General features: G+C 61.4%; 12 protein-coding genes. 7 read left to right on the top strand and 5 right to left on the bottom strand.

Features of this window, described 5'->3' with window-relative positions; all coding sequences use genetic code 11:
• Nucleotides 1–72: 72 nt before the first annotated feature.
• Entirely contained in the window at nt 73–477 is a 405-nt protein-coding gene (gene mce / locus ACYU7Q_RS00860; protein WP_460607540.1) for a VOC family protein, read from the bottom strand.
• A 209-nt stretch (nt 478–686) separates the two neighbouring features.
• Here mce and ACYU7Q_RS00855 point away from each other — a divergent pair, with 209 nt between their 5' ends.
• From ACYU7Q_RS00855 to ACYU7Q_RS00840, 4 genes are all read left to right on the top strand, one after another.
• Nucleotides 687–1901, top strand: a complete 1215-nt coding sequence (locus ACYU7Q_RS00855) for a PLP-dependent aminotransferase family protein (protein ID WP_460607539.1) — start codon at nt 687–689, stop codon at nt 1899–1901.
• A 105-nt stretch (nt 1902–2006) separates the two neighbouring features.
• Nucleotides 2007–2417, top strand: a complete 411-nt coding sequence (gene iscU, locus ACYU7Q_RS00850) for a Fe-S cluster assembly scaffold IscU (protein ID WP_168673962.1) — start codon at nt 2007–2009, stop codon at nt 2415–2417.
• A gap of 105 nt (nt 2418–2522) precedes the next feature.
• The gene (locus ACYU7Q_RS00845; protein ID WP_460607538.1) at nt 2523–2915 is read left to right on the top strand and encodes a hypothetical protein; all 393 of its coding nucleotides are present in this window, start codon (nt 2523–2525) and stop codon (nt 2913–2915) included.
• Nucleotides 2916–3038: 123 nt separating this feature from the next.
• Nucleotides 3039–3365 (top strand): HesB/IscA family protein, encoded by a 327-nt coding sequence (locus tag ACYU7Q_RS00840; protein WP_460607537.1) that lies wholly within the window; start codon nt 3039–3041, stop codon nt 3363–3365.
• Nucleotides 3366–3470: 105 nt separating this feature from the next.
• On the opposite strand, the gene ACYU7Q_RS00835 is transcribed toward ACYU7Q_RS00840, so the two are convergent.
• From ACYU7Q_RS00835 to ACYU7Q_RS00820, 4 genes are all read right to left on the bottom strand, one after another.
• Complete coding sequence (locus tag ACYU7Q_RS00835; RefSeq protein ID WP_460607536.1) at nt 3471–8342, bottom strand: T9SS type A sorting domain-containing protein; 4872 nt, start codon at nt 8340–8342, stop codon at nt 3471–3473.
• Between the two features lie 1308 nt (nt 8343–9650).
• Nucleotides 9651–10913, bottom strand: coding sequence for a glycosyltransferase family 4 protein (locus ACYU7Q_RS00830; RefSeq protein ID WP_460607535.1), 1263 nt, complete (start codon nt 10911–10913; stop codon nt 9651–9653).
• A 152-nt stretch (nt 10914–11065) separates the two neighbouring features.
• Nucleotides 11066–11803 (bottom strand): LytR/AlgR family response regulator transcription factor, encoded by a 738-nt coding sequence (locus ACYU7Q_RS00825; protein ID WP_460607534.1) that lies wholly within the window; start codon nt 11801–11803, stop codon nt 11066–11068.
• Nucleotides 11804–11898: 95 nt separating this feature from the next.
• Entirely contained in the window at nt 11899–13002 is a 1104-nt protein-coding gene (locus ACYU7Q_RS00820; protein ID WP_460607533.1) for a sensor histidine kinase, read from the bottom strand.
• Nucleotides 13003–13219: 217 nt separating this feature from the next.
• On the opposite strand from ACYU7Q_RS00820, the gene pulA reads away from it, so the two are divergent.
• From pulA to ACYU7Q_RS00805, 3 genes are all read left to right on the top strand, one after another.
• Nucleotides 13220–15211 carry a type I pullulanase gene (gene pulA / locus ACYU7Q_RS00815; protein WP_460607532.1) on the top strand — a complete coding sequence of 664 codons (1992 nt, stop codon included), beginning with the start codon at nt 13220–13222 and terminating at the stop codon, nt 15209–15211.
• 374 nt (nt 15212–15585) lie between these two features.
• Nucleotides 15586–16575 (top strand): hypothetical protein, encoded by a 990-nt coding sequence (locus ACYU7Q_RS00810; RefSeq protein ID WP_460607531.1) that lies wholly within the window; start codon nt 15586–15588, stop codon nt 16573–16575.
• Between the two features lie 276 nt (nt 16576–16851).
• Nucleotides 16852–18630 carry an OmpA family protein gene (locus ACYU7Q_RS00805; protein ID WP_460607530.1) on the top strand — a complete coding sequence of 593 codons (1779 nt, stop codon included), beginning with the start codon at nt 16852–16854 and terminating at the stop codon, nt 18628–18630.
• The last annotated feature ends 46 nt before the right edge of the window (nt 18631–18676 follow it).

Here is an 18676-nt window from a genome sequence, read left to right as displayed (position 1 = left end):
GAGTAAGATAGTACAGATGGGATGTTTCAGCGAGCAGTTCGGTCGCGGACTAAAAGTCCGCGCTACTTCACGCTACCGAATGGTCTGGCAGAGTTCCACCAATACGCCGGCCGCGCTTTTCGGGTGCACGAAGCACACCAGCTTATTATCGGCCCCGCGTTTGGGTTCCTCATTTAGCAGCACAAAGCCCTCCCCTTTCAGCCGCTCCATCTCGGTCCGGATGTCGTCAACTTCAAACGCCACGTGGTGGATGCCCTCAGGTTTTTTAGCCAGGAATTTCGTAATGGCGCTATCCGGCGAGGTACCGGCCAGCAACTCAATCTTAGAGCCGCCAACCTGGAAGAAAACGGTATCCACGGCCTCGCTGGCCACGTGCTCCTTCTTATAGGGAGCAGCGCCGAGCAGCGTAGTGTAAAGTGCGGTGGCAGCGTCAAGGTCATTTACTGCCAGGCCGAGGTGTTCAAGATTGGTAATCATTGATGGAGAATTCAGGAGAAAATAACGCTGACCAGGCAAAAAAGCGGGATTTACCGCGCATTTCGCGTCGTTGCCGGAAGTCGGCGCATTTCCTTATTTAGATTGTGTCTACTTTTGTGGGACCAAAGAAAACTGATTGCCCCCGAACCGTGTTCTAAAGGCCGACCAGGCTTTCATTGGTTTATCTTTTTGCCATACCGCTACGCGCAATGCTGAAGCTCCCCATTTACCTCGACAACAACGCCACCACGCCGCTCGACCCCCGCGTGCTGGAGGCCATGATGCCTTATCTGACCGAAGTATTCGGCAACGCCGCTTCGCGCAACCACCCCTTCGGCTGGGCGGCCGAGGAAGCCGTGGACTACGCCCGCGAGCAAATCGCCAAGCTCATCAACTGCGACCCGAAGGAAATCATCTTTACTTCGGGTGCTACCGAGTCAGACAACCTGGGCATCAAGGGCGTGTTCGAGATGTATAGCCAGAAAGGCAACCACGTCATCACCGCCACCACCGAGCACAAAGCTGTGCTCGACACCTGCAAGCACATTGAGAAGCTCGGCGGCAAGGTAACCTACCTGCCCGTCGACGAAAAAGGCCTCATCAGCCTCGCCGACCTCGAAGCTGCCATGACGCCCGAGACCATTCTCGTGACCATCATGTACGGCAACAACGAGACGGGCACCATCCAGCCCATCCGCGAAATCGCCAAAATTGCCCACGCCCACGGTGCCCTGTTCATGACGGACGGCACCCAGGCCGTAGGTAAAATCCCGGTTGATGTGATTGCCGACGGCATTGACATCATGGCCTTCACGGCCCATAAAATGTATGGCCCCAAAGGCGTGGGTGCCCTCTACGTGCGTCGCAAGAACCCCCGTGTGAAAGTAACCGCCCAGATGGACGGCGGTGGCCACGAGCGTGGCATGCGCTCGGGCACACTCAACGTACCCGGCATCGTGGGCCTGGGCAAGGCTTGCGAGCTGGCCCGCCTCGAAATGGAGGCCGACACCGCCCGCCTGAGCAAAATGCGCGACCGCCTCGAATCGGAACTGCTCACGCTGGAAGAAAGCTACGTGAACGGCTCGCGCGAGCACCGCTTGCCGCACGTGACCAACATCAGCTTCAAGTACGTGGAAGGCGAAGGCCTGATGATGGGCGTGAAGGACCTGGCCGTATCGTCGGGCTCGGCCTGCACCAGCGCCAGCCTGGAGCCCAGCTACGTACTAAAGGCCCTGGGCCTGAGCGACGACCTGGCTCACAGCAGCCTGCGCTTCGGGCTGAGCCGCTTCACCACCGACGAGCAAATCGATTACGCCATCAACCACGTAAAAGAAGCCGTGACCAAGCTCCGTGAGATGTCGCCCCTGTGGGAGATGTTCAAGGAAGGCGTTGATTTGAGCAAAATCGAGTGGGCAGAACATTAATAGAGGAAATGAGGGTAAGTTGATATGAGGGCATGCGTTAATTGCCTCCTTTCACTTTTCTACCCTCTCACCCTCGTACCCTCATAAACTAATACCCTAATAATCATGGCTTACTCCGATAAGGTAATTGACCACTACAGCAACCCCCGCAACGTGGGCACGCTGGATAAAAGCAAGAAGAACGTAGGCACCGGCCTCGTGGGCGCCCCTGAGTGCGGCGACGTGATGCGCCTGCAGATTGAGGTGGACGAAGCCACCAACACCATCACCGACGCCAAATTCAAGACGTTCGGCTGCGGCTCGGCCATTGCTTCCTCGTCGCTCGCCACGGAGTGGCTGAAAGGCAAATCCATCGACGAGGCCCTGGCCATCGACAACATGGAGATTGTGGAAGAGCTGGCCCTGCCGCCCGTGAAAATCCACTGCTCGGTGCTGGCCGAGGATGCCATCAAGTCGGCTATTTCGGACTACCGCGTGAAAAACGGCCTGCCCGCGCTGGAGCTGTCGCACCACTAATCATTGAGTGAATTTTGAATGGGTGAATGAGTGAAGTGGCGTAAAGTCATTTCACTCATTCGCCCATTTTCACTTTATTTATTCACTCACTTACTCATTCACTTAGTGGACGAATTTGACATTGCCCGGCTGGAGCGCGAGATTCGGCAGTACCTGGGTTTGGAGCCCGCGCAGCTGCAGTTTGAGTTCCGGGAGCTGGAAGGCCAGACGCGGCTGGATTTGATTACGGTGAACCCGCGCCACCAGCAGAGTTTTCTGTTTCGCTACGAAACCGGGCGCGATAAAGTGGAGTGCCTTGAAAAGATGCTGGCCTACGTGCGCAGCTACCGCGATACCGAAAGCTCTTACACCCTGCAATGGCGCGCCCGTGGCGACCGGGAACTGCAAACGTCCTATTTCCGGGCGCACAACGTATATGAGGCGTTGGACAAACTTTATTTCGGTCGCGATTTGAACACGATTACCGTGTTCAGCGTGGTGCTGAACCCGAGTTCATAAGGGCCGGAATAAATTATTTGGTGGGCGGACGAACAAAGAAATTCGCCGTCTTGTTTATAATCTGTCTAAATTGCGGGTCCATTCGGCTTGCTTCTAAGCCCAAGTGCCCCCGCTCCTACTGCCATGATTACCGTATCGGATAAAGCCAAAGAAAAAGTAACGCGCCTGATGCACGACGCACAACTCGACGACACCTTCCGGCTGCGCGCCTCGGTGGCGGGCGGCGGCTGCTCGGGACTGAGCTACAAGCTGGACTTCGACAACGAAGTACGGCCCATGGACCAGGAATTTGAGGACAAGGGCGTGCGTGTGGTAGTGGACATGAAAAGCTTCCTCTACCTGGCCGGCACGGAACTGGATTTCTCGGATGGCCTCAATGGCAAGGGCTTCCAGTTCAATAACCCCAACGCCTCGCGTGAGTGCGGCTGCGGCGAAAGCTTCTCCGTTTAAATAACCGATGATGCGCAGCCATTGAGGCTTTGGCATTGGCAAGTATTCAACAAAAAGCCCCCGTGCTACATGCACGGGGGCTTTTTGTTGAATACCTCGCGGCGGCTATTTCTTCTCAAACTTCTGCACGGTGCGGCCGGTGGCCGTTTGCAGCTCCAGGAAGTAGAGGCCGGTGGGCAGGGTTTCGAGGCCGATGCTGGCAGTGCCGGCTTCGGTGGTGCCGCGTAGCAGGGGCTGGCCCAGCTGGTTGAGCACACGGTAAGGCATGGTCGATTCGGCGACGAAGCTGATGCGGCTGTGGGCCGGGTTGGGGTAGAGCTCCACCTTGGCGATTTCGCCCGAACCAGCTACCGTGACCACCGGCGAGAAGGCGGTGGTGCCGTTCAGGTCCACCTGACGCAGGCGGTAGTAGAGCTTGGCAGCCGGAGCAGTTTTATCGAGGGTAGTGTAGGCCGTGGGGCTCATGCTGTTGCCTTGGGCCGCCAGGGTGGCTACCGTGGCGAACTCGTGGCCATCCAAACTGCGCTGCACTTCGAAGTGGGCGCTGTTTTTCTCGCTGGCCGTATTCCATTTCAAGGCAACCGACTTATCGGGCTGGCGCTGGGCGCCGAAGGCGGTGAGCTGAACGGGCAGCGGGTTGCTGGCCTCCAGCACGTTGGTGGTGGACAGGTCGTTTTGCGCACCGAGCACGAAATCGGAGAAATCGGAGAACGAGGCCGAGGTGAGGGTGCCGGTGACAGACGGGCCACCGGCCCCGGAATCGGTACCCGTGTTGGCCGAGCGGCCCAGGTTGGTCCACTGGTTGGCAGCGGCACCGGCGGCGTCGCGCTTGCCAATCACGAAATCGGCGCTGCTGGGCACGTTCACGTAGTCTTCGGCCCCGAAGCTGAGGGTGATGGTGCCGGTGAAGTTGCCAGCGGTGGTATTCGAAGAATTGACGGTGTAGAAGCGCTTCGATGAAACGCGGGCCAGCGGCATGGTACCTAAGCCGTTGCCAGACGCCAAAGCGCGGCTGGGGTTGCCTTCAAACTGCTCGGCCGTGTAGGTCGAAGCAGCGGCCTGGGCCGTGCTGGTGAGCGTGATGGGGCGGTAGAACGCGCCCTTGCCAACCGGGAATACCGAAGTAGCCGCCCCCGTACCCGTGGCCCGGGCCAGCGGGCCGCTCACGAAGCTGCTGGCGCTGCCGCCGCTTAGTGCGGCCCCGGCATTCAGCGTCAGCAGGTTGGTGGCGGTGGTCGTGATGATACCGCTGGTTAGGGCCAGCGTCCCGCCGATGGTGAGCGGAGTGCCTAAAGTGACCGTACCGGTGCCGGTACGATTCAGGGTCAGGTTGTTCAGGGTCTGGGCACCCGGGGCAAAGTTGAGTGTGCCCAAGGCACCGGTGCCCAGTACCGTGAGGTTGCTGGTGGCCGAGCCCGCTAGGAAGCCGCTGCCCGTAGCGGTACCGACCAGCGTCAGCGGCTGGCCGTTCAAATCAAAACGGCCACTGGTGAGTTCCAGTTGGTTTTCTACCGTTACCGCGCCAGCCTGAGTAGGCTGGCCGCTGTTGTTAACAGTCACGTTGTAATAGCTCCCGGAGTTGACGGTAGCTGAGGGGGCACTATAGGCAGCGTTGCCCACGGCCGTACCCCAGCCGGTGGCAATGCGGAAGCCGTCCATGGTAAAAGTGGGGTTGTTGGCATCCGATTCCCGAAGGTAAAAAGCGCCGATATTGCTGAACACATTCACGCCATCGACGGTGAGAAGCGGCGTGGCGGGCTCTTGGCTGAGGCTGGTGCCGCTGGGCAGCACGTACAGGCTGAACCGGTCAGTGTTGCCGGTGGCAGCACTGTTCTCGACCTTCATCACCAGTACATAGTTCGTATTGATGCTGAACTGCGTGGATGAGGACACCACGTTGGTAAGGCTGGTACCAGGACGGATTTTGAACGTGAACTTAACTGGGCTCGAACTAGGGACCTTGGCGATGGTTACATCGCCCACGTAGCTGGTGGTGCCGCCGGTGGTCTGGAACGCCAACAAGTAGTCGTTGCCGGTTACGTTGCTGGCACCGGAAACATTGAGTAGCATGGCCGCATACAGCGTGGTGGTGCCGGCCGGCACCGTGACCGCACGGGACAATTCGTTGCCGCTGTTGCCATCAATGCTTGCTTTGTAGGAGGTAGTGCCAGTGGCCGCTACCCCCTGCGGGTATGTGGGCACGGTGATGTTGCCAGCCACCGTTGACGAAATAGCGGTGCCGGTCCAGCCGTGGGTGTTCAGTGACCCCGAGTAATCGAAGTCGTCCTCTATGAGCAATAAGCCAGGGGTTGCCAGTACCGTGCCGCTCACGGCCACACTCACCGAAGTATTACCTACCGTGTTAGTGATATTACCGCTAGCCGCGCCGGTAGCGGCACCCAGCAAGCGCACGTAGATGGTTTGCCCGGTATTGGCGCTGGCGGCAGCTACCGATACCGAAGCCGCGAAAGCGCTACCGTCCAGCGACACCTCAAAGCCGGTTGGGGCGGTTACCGTGACGGGGGCCAGTACCCCGGTTCCCGTCAGCGTGTAGGTCTGGGCCACCGAGGCGGTACCTGTATTGGTGGTAAAGCCGGAGAGGCTGGTGGGCGTGGCCACCAGGGTGGGTGCGGTCACTGTCACCGCCACTTCGTTGCTGATGACGGAGCCGCAGGCGGCAAACGTCGATTGGGCCACTACATAATACGTACCCGCCGACGCGAAACCGGGCGTGTAGGTTAGGCCTGTGGCCCCGCTGATGGCGGTGGCATATGGCCCGCCGGACGTGGTGCCATAGTACCACTGCCGCGAAACGGCAGCTGGCGTTTCGGTCACGGTGAGGGTGGCGCCGGTAGTGCCGGCGTTGAGAGCCTGCGGCGCGGCGGGCGCAACCGCAGCGGTAGGGTTGCTTACAACGGTAAATGCCGCCGAGACCGAGCCTTGGGTGCCGTCTGTGTTGGCTACGCGCACGCGGTAGCCGCTGCCGTTGGCCGTGGTGCTCGGGATGGTGGCTGTGATGCTGTTGCTGGTGCTGCTAGCGGTGGGCAGGTCGACGGGAGCCGTGAAGCTGCCGCTGGCGTCCGAGAGCTGCACGAAATAGGTGCCCGTGGCGGCAGGGCCACCGGTGGCATAGCTCACCGTGACGGGGGTGCCGCCGCACACGGCAGTGGGACTCACCGTGCCGGTGGCAATAACCGGTAGCGTAGAAGCCACCGTCGCGCCGTTCACAACCAGGCCCAAGGCCGAAGTACCATTGTTGGTCAGGTAGAAATTGCCGCTGGAATTCGTACTGCCGTAGCCGTAGAGGCGGAAGTAGATGGGGGAAGCCACGTTTTGCAGCACTCCGCTGCCCGGCGTGAAAGTGAAGGCCGCACCGGGCGCGGCGGTAGCCGTCGTTGGCTGGCTGCCCAGCGACACGGGATTGGAAAAGTCGCTGTTGGTGCTGTATAGCAACTCTACGGTGGTGGGGGCAGTAGAGGTATGGTAAGCATTGCCGGTGATGGTGCCTACGTTGGCGAGGTAGCCCAGCGTTGGTGTAATGGCAAAAGCAAAGTATTTATCGCCGGCCTGCGCATCGGCAAGCGCCGGAGTCGCGCCCCAGCCGCTGGCCCCGAAGAGGCCGCTACCGGTGGACACCCCGCTGGTGCCCAAGCCCGGACCGCGCGTAATGGCATCGGCGGTGCTGATGTTGGGGTCCTTGGCAGTGGCCGGAGCCGAAGCCGCCCTGCCGGTAGCCGTCGTCATCGAGTAAGTGGCCAGGGCCGGGGCGGATGGGGCAGTTACGGTACCGCTCACGGCGATATTCTTGGTTGCAGCGCCGGTGCTGGCGTTCGCAATATTGCCACTGAAGCTGCCGGCTGCCGTGCCGATTAGGCGCACGTAGATGGGAGTGCTGGCCACGGTGCCCGCGCTGGGCGTCAGGGTCAGCGTGTTGGCCCCGGTGCCGGTGTAGGTGCCCGAGGTCAGGCTGATTTCGTAGCCGGTCGGGGCGGTTACCGTCAGGTTGGCGGTCAGGTTGGTGGCGCTTACGCTATAGCTCTGCTCGGCCGATGGCGTGCCCGTGGTGGTAGCAAAAGTAAGTGCCGTGGCGGGCGTCACGGTGATAACCGGCGTGGGCGCCGTCACGGTGCCGTACACCGGCTTGTTGGCATTGGAAGCGCCCGTGCTGGTGTGCACCACGTTGAGCGGGGTGCCGCTGGTGCCATAGGTGCCCGCCGTGGCCCCGGTGAGGCGCACGTAGACTTTGGTGGCCGCTATGGTGCCGCTGCTCGGCGCGGTGGTAGCCACGGATGCGCCAAACGTGCCGGGGGTGTTAGAGCCAGCTGTTGTTTCCAGGGCCACTTCGTAGCCGCCGGGCGCGGTAGCCGTGATGGCGGCCGTTAGGTTGGTGCCGCCCACGGTGTAGCTCTGTTCGGTAGAGGGGCTGCCCGTGGTGGTGGTGAAGGAAAGTGCCGTGGTGGGCGAAACCGTGATGGTGGGCGTGGGGGCTGTTACGGTGCCGTACACCGGCTTATTTGCATCGGCCGCACCGGTGCTGGTGTGCACTATATTGGACGGGGTGCCGCTGGTGCCGTAGGTGCCGGCCGTGGTGCCGGTGAGGCGCACGTAAATGGGGGTGCTGCTCACCGTGCCGCTGGTCGGCGTCAGGGTCAGCGTGTTGGCGGCGGTACCAGTATAGGTACCCGAAGTCAGGCTGATTTCGTAGCCAGCCGGCGCGGAGACGGCGATGGCAGACGTCAGGTTGCTGCCGCTCACGTTATAGGTCTGCTCCGCCGAAGGTGTACCCGTGGTAGTGGCAAAGGAAAGTACCGTGGTAGGCGAAACCGTGATGGTGGGGGTGGTGGAAGAACCAGAAGATGTACTACTTACCGTGATTTCGTCAATACCTAATCGTGGACGGGAACCCGTAGTAGATGTGGCATTGGTATAAACCCAACGTAGCTGAACAACGGCTTGGTTTTCGGCCGCAACTGGCAATGTATAGGTATAATTTGCAGCAGCAGCAGTACCATCCGACAGATAAACACTACTCGCAGCTGTGAAATTACCCGTGGTACCTATTCGGTATTGCAGTTGAATTCCGTAGGTACGAGCTCCGCTTGCAAGGCTTCTGTCTGTCCAGGCCACCTGCACTGTGGTACGGTTAGTCGTATTAATGGCAAGGGTTAGTTCACCTACTTTAACTCCCCCTACATTGAAAAAGCTAATGCCTGAAGCGGCTTCGTTGCGAATTCCTGCAGTAGTAATGGAGTTTGCAAGCAAGGCTAAGTCGCTACCACTACCAGCTGGTACCAGGTAAGGAGCAGCATCTGTTGCAATAGGTTCAGTAGCAACTAGGTTATGTCCCTGCATACTGGCTGGATAAGTAGTAGCTGTTCCACTGGCAAATCCTGTAAAACTATAGTTACCCGCGCTGAGGTCAAAAGCAGTGGGATTCGTCTGCCCCCACCCAAGCAGGGGTAACATGAGCATCATCAGCAGCGCGAGGCTACGGGCGATACCAGAAGAAAAACAGGGTAACGGTTTTCTCATAAAAAACGGGTTATTAGGGGGTTTACCAAATCACCATGGGGTAGACACGTTGAGTGTAAAGATATTTGAGTGAACTTGGATTATGGGCATGGTTCCGTTACCAAATCTTTATATCCCACCCATAACCTATTCAGTAGCGTCCAATCGACTTTTTTATTTTTAAAGTCCGGCTTTAGGCGCTGGCAATTGGCTGATGGCAAGCCAACTCTAACCGCCGTCGGAGTTGGCTAAAGCCCGCCGCCCTCCCCTACCCCAGCAGGCACAAAAAAAGCCCTTGCGGACACAAGAGCTTTTTGAGCATTGAACAACGGGGAGGCCGCTGCTAATGGTGCCTGCCATTCCGGGACGGGGGCCTTTGCTGGGCGCTGCTGCCGGCGGGGACGAACCCGCCGGGTGGGTGGCCACGCACAGCCTGCCGGGCCGCTTAGGAATGACAGGACTTATGGGGTAACGCGGCCGGACCGGCCGGAGCCGATACAGGCCGCGGGGCACGCAGCTCAGGTCGTGGGGGGCTGAAGGAAGGGCAGTCGTGCTGGCCCAAAACGGCGGCCGGCACGGCCAGCTTCAGCAGCAGCCCAGTCAAAAAACGAAGCCTGACGACGGAGCTCATGAGTTGACGGGATAAATCACCCAGCGGGGCCGGGGGCGGGTTGAATTGATGTCTTGAAACTACTGACACGGGGCAAATGCCCAGTACCGATATCGGCCAAACCCGGCACTACATCGACCGGATGGACGTTTTTTGGGGCTGCGCTATTGGGCCACGGCGTGGGCAAAGGCGGCGTTCACGGACACGCGCCGCGGCCGGGCGGTCCGGGGAGTGGTCACCGACGCGGCAGCTACGGCCCGAATTACGTCTTCGGTGAGGGCGCACTGGCGGTGGTGCGAGTAGTGCCAGCGCGCCAGGCGGGCGCGCTCCACCCGCTCGTGGGTGGCGGCGGGCTCGGCAAACGTGCGGCGGATGGCGCGGGCGCAGGCGGCCACATCGCCGGGCAAGTGGAGCAGGCCGGTCTGGTTGTGCTCCACCAGCTCGGTGGTGCCGCCGGCGGCCGCGCCCACTACGGGCACACCCGCGGCCAGCGCCTCCAGCGTCACCATGCCGTAGGTTTCGTTTTCGGAAGCCATCAGAAAGACATCGATGGCGTGGTAGAACACGGCCGGATTGGCGCGGAAACCCCGGAAATGCACCTGGTTTTGCAGGCCCAGCCGGGCCACCTGCCGCTGCAGCTGCCGCAGGTAATCGTCGCCCTCATTGCGGGTGGGCTCGCCCATGATGACGAGGTGGGCGTCGTAGCCGTACTGCTGGCGCAGGTGGTGCAGGGCATTGATGACGAAATCCTGCCCCTTGCCGGCATCCAGCCGGCCCAGAATGCCCAGCAGGCGCACATCGTGGGGCAGGCCCAGCTCCTGGCGGGCCTCGAAGGGCGTGTGGGTGGGCGGCGCAAACTGCTCCAGCGGCAGGCCCAGCGGCACGAGGTGCAGCTTGGCCATGTCGAAGCGGGTGAGGTGGGCCACTTCGCGGGCCAAGCCGGGCAGCGGCGTCAGCCAGGCATCAACCAAGCCGAAGCGCAACGTGTGCACCGGGCTGCGCTTCGGCCGCCCCAGCTGCATGTGCTGTTGATAAATAATGCGCAGGCGGCCACCGAGCAGGGTTTTCACCAGCGTGGCCACGGGCAGGTCCTTGTTCTGCGTGACCACCAGCACGTCGATGTTGAGGCGTTCGAGCTGCTCTTTCAGGGCCCAGGCCATGAGGGGCATGGCCAGCCCCCGGCGCACGGCCAAGGTTTCGAGGGGCACAAACCAGTCTTCGGCCCACATGGCCAGCGGCGTGGCGGGCGGCGCAAAAAACGTGACGCGCCACCCGCGCTCCTGCATCCAGCCCGCAAATTTGAGGCTGTTCAGCTCCAGCCCGCCCAGGCTACTCGACAGGCAGAGCACTGCCAGCTGCGGGGCCGCCTCCCGCGCACGGGGGACGGGGCCGGGAGCGGGGCTCCCGGAAAAGGTGATTGGTAACATAGCTCAGAAAGACAGGGAGTGTGTAGGGCATCGGGGCAACGTGGTAGGGTGCGGGGTCGTACCCGGTAGGGCTTGCCCCCGCCCGTCGTTGGGCGACGGTGGATAGTAGTAGTGCGAACGGCGGGCGGGGGTAAGCCCCGCCCCTACCTCAATCAGCTCCAGCGGCTGAGGAACTGCAGGAAGGTGTCTTTGTATTGGTCGCCCACGGGGATGGTGACGGCCCCAATCTGGACGGTGAGGCGGCGCACGGCCTCAATTTTATCGAGCGCCACGATGAACGAGCGGTGGATGCGCATGAAGCGCCGGGTGGGCAGCTTCTCCTCCATCGCCTTGAGGCTCATGAGGGAGAGCAGGGCGCGGGGCGTGCTTTTGAGGTGCACTTTCACGTAGTCCTTCAAGCCCTCCACGTAAAGAATGTCGCTGAGAGCCACGCGTACCAGCTGGTATTCGGCTTTCAGGAAGAGGTATTCTTCTTCCTCGGGGCCGGTGGAAACCGGGGCGCTGGCGTGCTGCGAGGTGAGCTCGGCATAGGCGCGGGCCTTGCCGGCGGCGCGCAGGAACTCCTCGTAATTGAAGGGCTTCACCAGATAATCCAGCGCATCGACGCGGTAGCCATCGAGGGCGTACTGGCTGAAGGCGGTGGTGAAGATGACACGCGGGCCGGTGGGGCCCAGCACACGGGCCAGTTCCAGGCCATTGAGCTCCTGCATCTGAATATCCAGAAAGGCCAAATCGACGGTACCGGGATGTTCGTGCAGGTACTTGAGGGCCTCCACGGCGCTGCCGAACTTGCCCACCAGCTCCAGAAACGGGGTTTTCTGGATGAAGGACACAACCAGACCGAGGGCCAGGGGCTCGTCGTCGACGGCAATGGTTTTGAGGGGAGTCATTCGTTAGGATGTGAGGGTAGGCGGGTGTGAGGGTATGAGTGGTGAGGGTGCAAGGGTGTGAGGGTAAGTGGCAATCAACTCCTACACTCATCCTCCTACCCTAGTCCCTTCAACCCCTCCTGCCCAACTTGTAGCGTCAGGTGCACGCGGAATTCATTGGCGGGCGTGTGGTCATCCACCAGCAGGCTGAACCGGCCGGGGTACAGAAGGTCGAGGCGGCGGCGGGTGTTGGCCAGGCCGATGCCGTTGCTGCCGGCCAGGTCGGTGCTGGGCAGTGCGAGTAAGGTGTTGCGCACTTCCAGCTCCAGCACGTCGGGCGATGGCTGGGTGAGGCCGATGAATATTTTGCTGGCCTGGGTGGCGGCCACGCCGTGCTTGAAAGCGTTTTCGAGGAAGGGCAGCAGCAGCATGGGGGCCACGGGCACGTCGCGCACCGGCTCGGGGCGGTCGAAGGTGACGGTCACGCGCTCATCGAGGCGCAACTGCATGAGGGTGATGTAGTCCTGCACGAAGGCGATTTCCTGGCTCAATAAGGTGAGGCCGCCGGCAGTGTCGTACAGCACGTAGCGCATCATGCGCGAGAGCCGGTGAATGGCCACGCGGGCCTGCTCGCCATCGAGCAGCGTCAGGGCATAGATGTTGTTAAGGGTATTGAAGAAGAAGTGCGGGTTAATCTGGGCCTTGAGCACCGACAGCTCCGAACTCACGCGCTGCTGCTCCAGCGTCTGCCGAATACGGGCATCGTTTTGCCACTTCTGCACCACCGTGATGCTCGTGCTGATGCCCAGCACAAACATGGTGGTGAGCAAGCCCATGGTGTCGATGCGGAAGCTGCCCCTAGGGGTGAGCCGGGGCCGGCCGACCGCTGCCTCAAAGGCTTTGTCCATGAGGGCGGGCAGGTTCAGCGAGAGCTCCAGAAACTTGCTGAAGCTGAGCACCACTGCCGTGGTGGCTATCAGGGCCAGGATAAACCACTCGGTACGCCCGTTTAGCAGCAGGCGCGGCACCGTGAATTTGGACGTGAAGTAGAACGTGGCAATCCAGGCGGCAAACATCAGCCCCTGCTTCAGCCAGAACTGCGGCGGCATGGTGAGCCGCCCGGTGAGCGGCTGAAACAACAAAAACGTGAGCCCGAACAGCCCCCACACCAGCACATGGATGAGCGGCGTGAGGTAGCGACGGGGCGTGAGGACGGCCATAGACGAGGGAGAAATCGAAACAAACATAGCCGGTCCCCTATTCCAAAGCCGGGCCAAACCGACCACACCCCGTAATTGTATCGACGGCGGGCAGCGTTTTACCGTTGGGGAAGGAGGCGTTTGGCGGGAAGAGGCCGGCAGAGCAAGGTTCCCCTCCTTGGCAAGGCGGGGAGGTTTCCATGCTACACTTCCGCCCCCAGTCCCGACCTTTGCCCGCATGATTCGCTCGCTACTGCTGTTGCTTGTGCTGTTGTCCCCTGCTCCGGCGCCAGCTGCCCCGCCGCTTCCCGATTATTCTACCTACCCCACCTACCTCGGCCCCGAACTGGGGCTGACCTGGCGCGGCCTCCAGCCGACCCTGCGCGTGTGGGCGCCCACCGCGTCGACCCTGCACCTGCGCCTCTACGCCGCCGGCACCGGCGGCCCGGCCAAGGCTGACTTCTCCATGACCAAGGCCGAAGGCGGCACCTGGACCTATACGCTGCCAGTCGGCACCACCGGTTTCTACACGGTGCAGGCCACCATCGGGGGCAAGCAGATGGCCGAAGTGGCCGACCCCTACGCCCACGCCGTGGGGGTGAATGGCCAGCGCGGGGCCGTGTTCAACCCCATCATCGCCGAGCCGCCGGGCTGGAAAGACGACCTGCGCCCGGCCCTGAAACAGACCACCGACATCGTAATCGGCGAAGTGCACATGCGCGACCTCACCATGCACCCGCAGTCGGGCGTACGGCACAAGGGCAAGTTTCTGGGCGCGGCCCAAACGGGCACCCGAGGCCCGGACGGCGTGAGCACCGGCCTCGACCACCTCGTGGAGCTGGGCCTGACCCACGTGCACCTGCTGCCCACCAACGACTTCGCCAGCATCGACGAAGCCGCGCCCGCCAGCGCCAACCGCTACAACTGGGGCTACGACCCGCTGAACTACACCGTGCCCGAAGGCACCTATTCCACCGACGCTACCAACCCGGCCGCCCGCATCCGCGAGTTCAAGCAGCTGGTGGAAAACCTGCACGGGGCCGGCCTGCGCGTGGTGTTGGATGTGGTGTACAACCACACCGCCGACGCCCGCCGCAGCAATTTTGAGCAGCTGGTGCCCGGCTACTACTACCGCCACAACCCCGACGGCAGCCTGAGCAACGCCACCGCCTGCGGCAACGAAGTGGCCTCGGAGCGCCCGATGGTCCGCAAGCTCATCGTGGAATCCGTGTCCTACTGGGCGCAGCACTACCACGCCGACGGCTTCCGGTTCGACCTCATGGGCGTGCTCGACATCGAAACCATGCGCGCCGTGCGCGTGGCGCTGGACCAGCAGGACCACAGCATTTTCATCTACGGCGAGGGCTGGACCGCCGGCCCCTCGCCCCTGCCCGACGCCAAACGCGCCCTCAAAGGCAATATGATGAAGCTGGACCGCATTGCCGCCTTCGGCGACGAGCTGCGCGACGGCGTGAAGGGCCACTACGCCCACCAGACCGAGCCCGGCTTCGCCAGCGGCCAGCCCGGCCTGGAGGAAAGTGTGAAATTCGGCATCGTGGCCGCCACCCAGCACCCGCAAATTGATTACGCCAAGGTCAATTACTCGAAAGCCCCGTGGGCCGGCGCGCCCTCCCAGGCCATCAACTACGTGGCCTGCCACGACGACCGGGTGCTCTGGGACAAGCTCCGCGCCTCGAATCCCAACACCTCGGAAGACACGCTCATCAAGATGGATTTGCTGAGCAACACCATCGTGTTTACCTCGCAGGGCGTGCCGTTTTTGCCGGTCGGCGATGAGTTCCTGCGCACCAAGGGCGGCTCCTCCAACTCCTACAACCAGCCCGACAGCGTGAACCAGATTGACTGGGGCCGCAAGGCCAAATACGTGGGCGTGTACGAGTTTTACCGCAAGCTGCTGGCCCTGCGCCGCAACCACCCCGCCTTCCGCCTGCCCACCACCGAACTCATCCAGCAGCACCTCGAATTCCTGCCCAACATGGCCCCCGGCATCATCGCCTACCAGCTGAAGGACCACGCCGGCGGCGACGCCTGGAACACCATCACCGTCATTTTCAACGGCAACCGCTCGGCCTGGAGCGTGCCCCTGCCCCGCGACACCTACAAAGTGGTGCTGCGCGGCAACCAAATCCAGGAAGAAGGCCTCGATGTGCTCGAAGTAACCAGCGGCGTGCAGGTCCCCGGCAACTCCGCGCTGATTCTGGTGCGGTAAACGGGCCGCAGACAGTTTAATAAAAGGCCGTCATGCAGAGCGAAGCGAAGCATCTTTACCGCCACCACTAAACCTTTTTGATTGATTTAGTTTCGAGGTAAAGATGCTTCGCTGCGCTCTGCATGACAGACGGGGCCGAACCTGCATTGGCCACAGCCGCCTTGCTGATTTGAAAAAATCCGCTTTCCATTCTGAAAAAATTAATCCCCGCCCGGCCCTGCGCCCGGCGGGGATTTTTTATTATCACACTGAAAATCAATAGATAACTAAATCATACCCGTCAAATCCCCGAAACGGCATTGGTATTGGCATAAGGTGGAGGTAACCAACTAACGGCCGTAGCGGCCACCACCTCCACCCCCAATACCAACGCCATGAACGCACTTCCCTCTTTCGATTCCGCCCCCGGCCTCCCCAAGTGGCAGCAGCCGGAAAAAATTGCCGGCCGCGTGGTCCTCCTCGGACTGGTGGGCACGGCGGTGTACTTCTGGGGCAGCATCCTGCCCTTCCTCGTCGACATGGTGTTCGACACAGTGAAGCTGGGCATCGGGCTCGGCACGCTGTTCGTGCTGTTTCTGCTGGCCACCAACAAGCGGATTCACGCCGGGCTGTGGTACGCCGGGCAGCGCATCCTGCGCTCAATGGCGGGCATTTTCGTCAACACCGACCCCATCGGCATCATGGAGGACTACATCTCGAACACCGAGAAGGAGGCCCGCAAGATGGACGCCGAAGTCACCAACATCGAAGGCGCGCACGAGCTGGTGAAGCGCAAGCTATCCGCCAACGCGACCCAGATTAAGGAGTACCTGGCGCTGGCCGACTCGGCTACCCGCCAGGGCGAAAAGGACGCCGCCGAGAGCTACGCCATGCGCGCCGCCCAGATTCAGGACTACAACCAGCGCCTGCAGCCCATGGCCACCACCACGGCCAACGTGAGCCTGGTGATGCGCCAGATTCTCAAAGCCGCCCTGCGCCAGATTGACGGCAGCAAGTTCAAGGTCAACCTCTTAAAAGACGAGTACGCTCTGGTAAAACGCACCAGCTCAGGCATGCGCGCGGCGATGAACATCCTGCGCGGCGACCCCGACAAGAAGTACTTCTTCGACCTGGCCACCGACCGCGTGGCCGAGGACATGGCCCAGCAGTTGGGCCAAATCAAGCAGGCCATGCGCTACTCGCAGGAGTTCGTCAAGGAGATGGACATCCAGAACGGGGTGATGAGCGAGAAAGGCCAGCGCCTGCTCGACCAGTACCAGAAAGGCGAATTCAACGCCGTGCTCAACGAAAAACCGCAAGCCCCCCAGTCACTTACCGCCACTAAAAAAGCCGCCGATGATGCCTATTCTAGCCTGCTTGATTAGCTTTTTGCTGGCCTGCGGCCTGATAGGCCTGCTGGGCCAGCCAGCGGAATCCTCTTCCCTGAACCGTCATGCTGAGCACAGCCGAAGCATTTCTACCTCAGTAGCAATCCAATCGGCAAAACGAAGCGGCAGCGATGCTTCGACTGCGCTACGCTTCGCTCAGCATGACAAAACGCTGGCCGCTAACGCTGCAGTCAGCCGCTAATCAACCCAACCAAAACCGAAAAAACCTAGCGCCCAAAACGGGCGCCTCACCCCTCTTTTGACCATACTAAAATGACTACCCGCGGTAAATTCATCATTGGCCTCCTCCTCGTGGGCCTCCTGTACTTCGGCATCAACAAGCTGGTTTCCAGCGGTGCCGTCTTTAAAAAAGCTGACACGCAGTCGGTGCTTTTGAACTCGATTGAGCTGCCCACGGCCACCGGCGGCAGCCGGGCCAACATCGTGGTGCCGCTGGCCCCCATGCCCGGCACCGCCCCGGCCGACAAGGGCACGCCCCTCACCTGGGAGGTGATGGCCTGGAACAGCCAGATGGCCGGCATGCTGGCCAACGGCGGCCCCCGCTCCACAATGGGCTCGGCGGCTGCCGCCAACGGCCTGGACATGCAGATTGTGCGCCAGGACGACGTGAGCAAGATGCAGGCCGACCTGGTAAAAAACGCCCTCGACCTGCAAAACAACCCCGCCACGCCGGGCCTGATTGTGAGCATCATGGGCGACGGCCTGCCCGGCTTCTCGGCCGTGCAAACGGAGCTGAAGAAGGCCGGCACCCAGCTGCAAATCATCCCCTACTCGGTGGGTAAATCCTTTGGCGAAGACAAGCTGATGGGCCCGAAAGAATGGCTCGACAACCCCAAAACCGCCCTGGGCAAAACCATTGCCTGCTACCTGCGCGACGGCGACCAGAACATCGCCCTGAAATGGTGCGCCGACAACGGCCTGAAAGTGAACCCTGACGAAACCACCTACGACCCCGAAGCCGTGAACTTCATGGCTGCCTCCGACTTCCTGGTAGCCGCTGAGAAGTACATCCTCGGCAAGCCGGAAGCCCGCACCAAAGTGGTGAACGGCAAAAACACCGGCGTGAAAGTAGACGTGGTGGCCGACGCCGTGGCCACCTGGACGCCCGGCGACGTGAACATTGCCAAGCAGCGCGGCGGCCTCGTCAACATCGTGAGCACCAAAGACTACTCGAACCAGATGCCCAACATCATGGTGACCACCAAGCGCTGGTACGACGCCCACCCCAAGGAAGTGCTGGGCCTGATGACGGCCTTAGCCGTAGCCGGCGACCAGGTGAAAAGCCACCCCGAAGCCCTGGCCCGCGCCGCCGACATTGAAGCCACCGTGTACGGCGACCAGGACAAGCCCGGCGCGTACTGGCTGAAGTACTACAAAGGCGTGAGCGAAGCCGACCGCAACGGCAACGTGGTGGAGCTGGGCGGCAGCAAAGCCTTCAACTTCAGCGACAACCTGAACCTGTTCGGCCTCGACGAAGGCGGCACCAACATCTACGCCGCCGTGTACAAAACCTTCGGCGACGTGCAGAGCAAGCTCTACCCCAAAGAATTACCCAGCTACGTGCCGCTCGATGAAATGCTGGACCTCACGCCGCTAAAGAACCTGCAGCAGCAATACAAAGGCAAAGCCGTGGCCCCGGCCGAAACCCAGCAGTTTACCGCCGGCGACGAAATCCGCCAGAGTGTGAGCAAGCGCGCCTGGAACATCGAGTTCAACTCGGGCCAGAGCAGCTTTACCCCGGCCGCTGAGCACGACCTCAACCAACTCTTCAACGACCTCGTGGTGGCTGGCCGCCTGAAAGTGGCCGTGCACGGCCACACCGACAACTCCGGCGACCCCGGCCGCAACCAGCAACTCTCGGAAGACCGTGCCATGGCCGTGCAACATTGGCTCGAAACCAAGAGCCACAGCGCCTTCCCCGACGGCCGCGTGCAGGTGTACGCCCACGGCGCCACCGAGCCTATAGCCAGCAACACCACGCCCGACGGCAAAGCCAAAAACCGCCGCGTGGAAGTAGTACTGGGCAATTAATTCCCGCCTGTCATTGCGAGTGGAGCGAAGCGAAACGCGGCAACCG

It is taken from the genome of Hymenobacter terrigena (genome assembly GCF_054776515.1).
Note: the sequence above shows the minus strand (reverse complement) of the source record. Positions and strands in the feature narration are given on the sequence as shown.

What these genes read in the sequence shown, in the direction of transcription:
- pulA (WP_460607532.1), top strand. Translation starts at nt 13,220, where the DNA reads ATGATTCGCTCGCTACTGCTGTTGCTTGTGCTGTTGTCCCCTGCTCCG.
- ACYU7Q_RS00830 (WP_460607535.1), bottom strand. Translation starts at nt 10,913, where the DNA reads ATGTTACCAATCACCTTTTCCGGGAGCCCCGCTCCCGGCCCCGTCCCC.
- ACYU7Q_RS00840 (WP_460607537.1), top strand. Translation starts at nt 3,039, where the DNA reads ATGATTACCGTATCGGATAAAGCCAAAGAAAAAGTAACGCGCCTGATG.
- ACYU7Q_RS00805 (WP_460607530.1), top strand. Translation starts at nt 16,852, where the DNA reads ATGACTACCCGCGGTAAATTCATCATTGGCCTCCTCCTCGTGGGCCTC.
- ACYU7Q_RS00810 (WP_460607531.1), top strand. Translation starts at nt 15,586, where the DNA reads ATGAACGCACTTCCCTCTTTCGATTCCGCCCCCGGCCTCCCCAAGTGG.
- mce (WP_460607540.1), bottom strand. Translation starts at nt 477, where the DNA reads ATGATTACCAATCTTGAACACCTCGGCCTGGCAGTAAATGACCTTGAC.
- ACYU7Q_RS00825 (WP_460607534.1), bottom strand. Translation starts at nt 11,803, where the DNA reads ATGACTCCCCTCAAAACCATTGCCGTCGACGACGAGCCCCTGGCCCTC.
- ACYU7Q_RS00820 (WP_460607533.1), bottom strand. Translation starts at nt 13,002, where the DNA reads ATGGCCGTCCTCACGCCCCGTCGCTACCTCACGCCGCTCATCCATGTG.
- iscU (WP_168673962.1), top strand. Translation starts at nt 2,007, where the DNA reads ATGGCTTACTCCGATAAGGTAATTGACCACTACAGCAACCCCCGCAAC.
- ACYU7Q_RS00855 (WP_460607539.1), top strand. Translation starts at nt 687, where the DNA reads ATGCTGAAGCTCCCCATTTACCTCGACAACAACGCCACCACGCCGCTC.